This window comes from Microcystis sp. M31BS1 (assembly GCF_020245285.1).
Classification (GTDB): domain Bacteria; phylum Cyanobacteriota; class Cyanobacteriia; order Cyanobacteriales; family Microcystaceae; genus Microcystis; species Microcystis panniformis.
The window spans coordinates 1-7074 of sequence record NZ_JADBVE010000240.1 but is presented as its reverse complement, the minus strand read 5'-3'; the positions used below and the strand labels follow the sequence as shown (position 1 = coordinate 7074).

Here is a 7074-nt window from a genome sequence, read left to right as displayed (position 1 = left end):
TTCTCGGCAGATTTTGGGATAATATTTTTAAAAGATTTTTTTCATAATGGAAATCTGCGAGTCTAAAAAATTTTTGCAAAGATTCCCATTATAAGAAAAGCATAGCGCAAGTCGCCGGCAAAGTCAAGTCCTTTCCCATTAATTATGGGTGCGAATTTCCCGGAATCAAAAAAGGGGGTTAGTGGTGAGTCAGACCAAATATAGGTTACACTTCATCTTTAATGGGAAACGCTGTCATTCCGTGTAGAGAATATGACTAGACAAACCGCTAATCTCGGACAAACAGGAATTGCCGTCAGTGCCTTGGGAATTGGGACTTGGGCATGGGGAGATAAACTATTCTGGAACTATGGCAAGGAATACGGAGCTAGTCAGGTAGAGGAGGCCTTTCAAGCGGCAGTAGAGGCAGGAATCACCTTTTTTGACACTGCCGAAGTCTATGGACTGGGGGAATCGGAACGACTCTTAGGAAAATTTACGCAAGAGACTGATATTCCCATCGATATTGCCAGCAAATTTGCCCCCGTACCGTGGCGATTTGGGGCGAATGCGGTTCATAATGCCATTAGCGAGAGCTTAAACCGTCTAAAAACCGATAAAATTACCCTTTACCAAGTACATTGGCCCTTCACCTTCCTAATTAGCCAAGAAACCCTAATGAATGCCCTAGGGGAAGAAGTAAAACGCGGCCGGATTGGTTCCGTGGGTGTAAGTAATTATTCCGCCGAGCAAATGCGTCAAGCAAGCCAGATTTTGGCGAAAAAAGAGGTTCCCTTAGCGGTCAATCAGGTGCAGTATTCGCTTTTGTATCGCAAAATAGAAACTAAGGGAATTTTAGCCACGGCCAAGGAATTAGGTGTCACCATCCTCGCCTACAGCCCCCTCGCTCAAGGACTACTGACGGGTAAATATAGCCCAGAAAGCCAGAATTTGCCCGATGGAGCCAGAAAAGTTGACTCGCGGTTCAAAAAAGAAGGTTTGGAGAAAATAGCCCCAATTTTAAGGGTACTGCAAGAATTGGGCGAAAAATACCAAAAAACCCCCGCACAAGTCGCCCTCAATTGGTTAATCGCCCAAGGGGATGTAATTCCCATTCCGGGGGCCAAAACTGCGGCCCAAGCGAGGGAAAATGCCGGGGCGTTAGGATGGAGTTTAGAAGCGCAAGAGGTGACGCAATTAGAACAGATGAGCCGGCCTTGGCTGTAAAAATCAAAACTTTTGATTTTTGATCACCATTCTGGAAAAAGTCTCTAACTTTTTGGTGATCAAGATTAAAACAGGCTACAATCTTTGCATACTGCTGTACTACTTAAGAAAACTGGGGACAAAATTAATGGCGACAATGACAAATAATCCCGATCGAGATAAGGCCTTAGGTTTAGTCTTAAATCAAATCGAGCGCAACTTTGGCAAAGGTTCGATTATGCGTTTAGGAGACGCCACCCGGATGCGGGTGGAAACCGTGCCTAGTGGTGCTTTAACCCTAGATATGGCTTTGGGTGGCGGTTTACCGAAAGGCCGCATCGTCGAAATTTACGGGCCGGAAAGTTCCGGAAAAACCACTTTAGCCCTCCATGCGATCGCAGAAGTGCAAAAAGCTGGGGGAGTGGCGGCCTTTGTCGATGCGGAACACGCTTTAGATCCCACCTATTCGGATGTTTTAGGGGTAGATATCAATAATTTACTGGTGGCACAACCGGACACGGGGGAGGCAGCCTTAGAAATAGTTGACCAGTTAGTGCGTTCTTCGGCCGTGGATATCGTCGTCATCGACTCGGTGGCCGCTTTAGTGCCGCGGGCGGAAATTGAGGGGGAAATGGGGGATAATCAGGTGGGTTTGCAGGCCCGTTTGATGAGTAAAGCCCTGCGAAAAATTGCCGGTAATATTGGTAAATCCGGTTGTGTGGTGATTTTCCTCAACCAACTGCGGCAAAAAATCGGTGTCACCTACGGTAATCCTGAAGTGACCACCGGAGGAACGGCCTTAAAATTTTATGCCTCGGTGCGTTTAGATATCCGTCGCATTCAAACTTTGAAAAAAGGCACGGAAGGGGAATACGGAATTCGGGCTAAAGTTAAGGTGGCTAAAAATAAAGTCGCGCCTCCTTTCCGGATTGCTGAATTTGATATTATCTTCGGTAAAGGCATTTCCCAGGTGGGTTGTATGCTCGATATCGCCGAACAAACTAACGTAGTTACTCGTAAAGGGGCATGGTATAGCTATAATGGCGAAAATATTGCCCAGGGTCGCGATAATGCCGTTAAATATCTCGAAGAAAAGCCAGAAGTAGCGGCGGAAATTGAGAAGTTATTGCGGGATAAATTAGACATGGGTTCGGTTCCTTTCCCCACGGAACCGGCCGATGAGGACGAGGAGGACGATCTGGAACCAGAAATCTAAAAGAAGAGGGTTTGAGGTCTTGGTTATCCCCCAGTTTCGGGGGATTTTTTTGTTTCAGAATCGATAGATTTAGCGGCTTCTAACCATGATTGTAACCCTTTTTTAGTTGGTGTTCCTTTAGTAGTAAAAGTCCATAGATCTCGTTTATGTTGGGGTCCGTAGCTGATATGAATTGGGCGATTAATTCCGTAAAAATAGAGAGAGTCAAAGGGTAATTTTGCGGTTAAAATCCAATCTATCAGGCGATCGCTCGTTAAATCGATAATCCGAAAATCACAGGCTGCCCCCAATCGCTGACAATAATATTGACCTTTTTGATTAATTTCGTGGGCGCAATGTTGATCACGACTGGGATCGATTCTACCGTTTTTTAAGCCGGTGATTGGGTCTTTTTTTTGGAGAAATTTTCTCAGATCATTGGAACAAAATCCGTAGGTTAATTGGAATTTTTCTCGACCAAAATTATCAATAATTGGATCGATAATAAAGTGAGCGAGATTTTGCCAAGCGGTTATCGTTGCAGGATTTTTTGGATAGGGGTCGATTTGTGCTGCGTACTTTTGATAGGTTTGGGAACAGGTACAGAATTCTTCTAGGGTTAAATATTTACCAATTAACATAATCAGTTATCAGTTTTTAGCTATATCCTATCACCCGATTTAGCTATTTTGCCAAAGCTGCTTTTTTGCGACCATAATAAACAGCGATAAAAGCGCTGACATACATCCATAAACTATAGACAATTGCTGGAATGGTTAGATCGGGATTCTTTAATAAACCGGCAGTGATAGCAATAGCTAAAGTGCCGCTTTGAATACCCACTTCAATGGCGATACAAATTCTTTGGGGAATAGTTAATTGAAATAAACGACCACTGAAAAAACCAATTAGGGAAGCAATCGTATTTAAAATGATCACTGCGAGGCCAGTTTGAGCGATAAATAAAGGTAAACGTTGCCATTCTCTCAGGATTAATAAGAAGATAATAACCGCTAGAAAAATCACGGCCAAACGATTAGTTATCGGTTCCAGACTTTTGGCCAGTAAAGGGAAGTAATGGCGGATAGTCATACCCATAACCAGGGGTAAAACTATAATCAAAAATATCTGCGCCATAGTGGAACCAATGGGTAGGGAGATGGCGGCACTTTCCCCCATAAAATGCTGGAGAGTGAAACTAGCTAAAAAAGGTATTGTGAAAATGGTGATGATGCTGCTAAAAGCAGTTAAAGTAACAGAAAGGGCTACATCTCCCTTAGCTAAATAGGTTAAAACATTGGAGGAAGGGCCGCTGGGGCAAATGGCGACAATCATTAAACCGACGGCAATTTCTGGCCGGAGAGGCAAAAGAGAAACAATAATAAAGCCGACGATCGGTAGAATAATAATTTGATTGACTAAACCGATCAGGACTGCTTTGGGATAACGGGTGATACGCTGAAAATCGGCGAGAATTAATCCCAATCCCATGCCTAACATTAAAACGCCTAGGCCAACGGGTAAGAGGATATTAGTAAAAAAGTCGGCTTGCATGGGATAAAAGCGGAGAAGACGAGCTTATTTTCCCATAAATTGACTAATTTATTCTTGTCCCTAGTTAGGGTTTGCTGACTAAAAAACCCCCGGTGTGCAGGGGAGGTTAAATTGTAGGAGAAATCCAAACCTTGGCGATTTTAGTCCAGTTTCCCTTCCCGCTCTGGGATGATATCCCCGTCCTATTTCAGTTGCTTGGTGGCAACCATGGGATCACAGCTAGGGAACTGCCGATGCGACTGCCACTTTCGACATCAGCAATGCCTAGGGAATGTTGCCGCAGGACTTCCATCAAAAATAACGAGGGCAAATTTTCCTTCTAAATCCCGCAGTCCTTGAATTCCTTTCTGTTGATAAATTGCTAGGGCGATCGAGGTGGTAGATTTTTGGTGAACGATAGGTGAGTTTTTGCAGAGTTTTCCCTTCTCGATCGAGGGGCAGTTTTCTGTCATCTAAGTTGTGTGTAAACATAGCAACCCTCCAGATATCTACAGTTCTATTGTACCTTTATTCTTGGTTCGAGTGCGGGAGAATGTAATAATGTGTATTGTTCGTCAGAGAAGACTCAACCGTTGTTTGTTTTAAAGGTAGTCGCAAGTGTAAGCGGATTAATTTTTCTGAGCTTGTTGACCGATTCCCTCAGCACGATTACCGGTTTACTCTTTGCTTCTTTGTGCGATCAAGTTCGAGGATTTTTCTGGGGGAAAGTAATTGATAAACTAGCTAATTTTCTTGATATTAGTCTCTTTAAAAATCACAATTTATTAAACTTAATTAAGTAGTTAGGTGTTAAAAACTGTCAGATCCCCCCGCCTATCGGCACCCCCCTTATCAAGGGGGGCAGGGGGGATCGAACCTAAAATCTATCTTCAATTTAATTATAACCAGCTACTTAAGTCCACAAAAAAGGTTAAATTCTCCAGAAGAATTATCCTTAAGCTGTACTGAATTTAAACTGCGTAGGGGAAATTTTAGTACAAATGCTCGAACTTCCTCTCCCTGCTCCCAACTCCCTTGCAGTCTTAACGAGTAATTTAGACAGTCAACAGCTTACCTCAGTGGGTTGGTGGCAAACATTCAGGTTTGTGACAGCCGATCGAACCAAGCGATCACAGCGAGGGAACTGCTGATGCGACTGCCACTTTTGACATCACCAATGCCTAGGGAATGTTGCCGCAGGACTTCAATTAATCGGGTTTTATCGAAGATGCCCAAGTCTTCGATCGCCGATTCCTCTACCATTGTTTCTAACTGGGTTAAGCGTCGAGATAATCCTTGCCAATAGACTGCGTTAAAGTTCGCTTTAAAACGTCTTGTGCGAATTGCTTCCGGGAGAATTCCTTGCAGGGCCGATTGGAGTAGCGGTTTAACCATCCCCGGTACTTCTCGGAATTGCCTGGGTAGTCCCAGACAGTAGCAAATTACCCGGGGATCGAGGAAGGGTTGACTAATCCTCATCCCGGCAGGATTAGCAAGATACCAATTTGCCCAATTGCCGATCGCGGTTTGCAGTCCTAAACGGTTAAAGGATAGTTCGACGGGATAGCGGTAGATGTGACCCAGAGTTGCCAGTGCTTTCGGATACACTTGGTATTCTTGGGCAAAATCGGCTTTTATCCAGGGTGGAATCGCAAATTCTGACAGTTTCGGCCAGGTTCCGTAACCTCGTCGCCAGAAAGTAGCAATACCTGGTTTGAGGAAGGCAGGTAACAGGGGAAAAATCGCTAATTCCGCCAAAATTGACCAGAGACTTTCATTTTTGGTCTTTGCCCACCGACGGGCAAGCTGTAGGGTTTCTTGCCATTGTCCTTGATGTAATAGATCCGCAAGATGGTAGCGATTGCTTTCCAAGACTAATTCCGCCCCACCACCACTGAGAATGGTGTTTACTCCCAATTCGGCCGCTCGATCGACTAGGATTTTTTCCATGGCTAGATGAAATAAACCGGGATAGGGTTCATCGTGGGGGGGAATGCGATCGGAGAACCAATCGAAATCTAAAAGCTGATCACCATCGAGAAAATACGGCTCGATCGCTGCTTTTTGCTGGAGAATAAGGTTAATATAGTCGGTTTCTTTGACTAAACTAGGCATTTGATAGACCAGAGACAGGGTAAGAAGCTTTCTCTCCCCGATCGAGTCCCTGGCCAAACAGACGATCGAGGAACTGTCCATTCCCCCCGATAGGTGCGATGCCACTTTTCCCTCCCGGCAGCGTTCCCTAATCGAGTGCTGGAAAATCTGGCGAAACTGCTGGGCTGCCGCTGCTAGGGTGAGATGACTAATCGGTGCAATTTTTTCTTCCCAGTCCCAAGTCCAGTGTTTTTGTACTAAATTAGGCGGGGAAAATTCCCCGCAGCTGCCGGGGGATAGACGCTGGATTCCCTCAAAAGCGGTCTCTTCCCTGGGCAGTTCCACGAAAGCGAAGGGAAACATGAGAAAAGAAGCGAGAAAGTCTCGGTTAATCTTTGCCTTTTTTTGTCTGGCTAGGTGTTGTAAATCGCTGCTAATTCTAATGGTATGCTTGTCAAAAGTCCAGTATAAGGGATAACTGCCGATCGGGTCGCGCAGGGCGATCAAAGAGGATTTTTGACGATCAAAAATAACGAGGGCAAATTCTCCTTCTAAATCTTGCAGTCCTTTAATTCCTTTCTGTTGATAAATTGCCAGGGCGATCGAGGCTTCAGGATTAGTTTTTTCTCTAAAAGCTTCTGGGTAAATGGTTTTTAATTCATCTTGGTAATAGATTTTACCGATGAAGATAACTAGGTTTTTAGTTAGCTCATCTCTGGCATAGGTAATCAGATTACTGGTTAAATTAGAGATATTAAGCTCTGGGGTACTGGCTGGGGATAAACTAATTTCAAATGATCTGCTCATTTTTTTTTGACTAAGAATAGCTAATTACGGGAGTAAACTGTTCACAATGGGCTAGTTCATCTGTTAGGGTTAATTGCTGGCATTCTACCCAAGCGTGAATTTGGAAAGGATAATTATTAATAAGCTAAAACGCACTTAAACCACCTAAAATAGAAATAGTAATTTTAGAAAAATCCTACTTATGCCAGCCAAAGATTTCCTAGACTTAGAAGAAAAGAAAAACTTACAAAAAGCTCTTAAAGAAGAAGAAAGAGCAGAGG

The 7074-nt window shown here is 44.0% G+C and carries 6 protein-coding genes; 2 read left to right on the top strand and 4 right to left on the bottom strand.

The genetic code is table 11. The annotated features are described in order from the left end of the window. The first annotated feature begins 252 nt into the window (after positions 1–252). Together IM509_RS14245 and recA are read left to right on the top strand one after the other, a co-directional pair. Positions 253–1206 (top strand): aldo/keto reductase, encoded by a 954-nt coding sequence (locus tag IM509_RS14245; RefSeq protein ID WP_185237814.1) that lies wholly within the window; start codon positions 253–255, stop codon positions 1204–1206. A 127-nt stretch (positions 1207–1333) separates the two neighbouring features. Next, a complete protein-coding gene (recA, locus tag IM509_RS14240; RefSeq protein WP_185237816.1) occupies positions 1334–2401 on the top strand; it encodes a recombinase RecA in 1068 nt (355 codons plus the stop codon). 23 nt (positions 2402–2424) lie between these two features. On the opposite strand, the gene IM509_RS14235 is transcribed toward recA, so the two are convergent. From IM509_RS14235 to IM509_RS14220, 4 genes are all read right to left on the bottom strand, one after another. Then, entirely contained in the window at positions 2425–3021 is a 597-nt protein-coding gene (locus IM509_RS14235; RefSeq protein WP_185237813.1) for a hypothetical protein, read from the bottom strand. Positions 3022–3064: 43 nt separating this feature from the next. Continuing rightward, complete coding sequence (locus tag IM509_RS14230; protein WP_072926224.1) at positions 3065–3934, bottom strand: bile acid:sodium symporter family protein; 870 nt, start codon at positions 3932–3934, stop codon at positions 3065–3067. A 254-nt stretch (positions 3935–4188) separates the two neighbouring features. Continuing rightward, positions 4189–4386, bottom strand: a complete 198-nt coding sequence (locus tag IM509_RS14225) for a hypothetical protein (protein WP_185237817.1) — start codon at positions 4384–4386, stop codon at positions 4189–4191. 625 nt (positions 4387–5011) lie between these two features. Next, the gene (locus IM509_RS14220; protein WP_185237812.1) at positions 5012–6814 is read right to left on the bottom strand and encodes an asparagine synthase-related protein; all 1803 of its coding nucleotides are present in this window, start codon (positions 6812–6814) and stop codon (positions 5012–5014) included. Between the last annotated feature and the right edge of the window lie 260 nt (positions 6815–7074).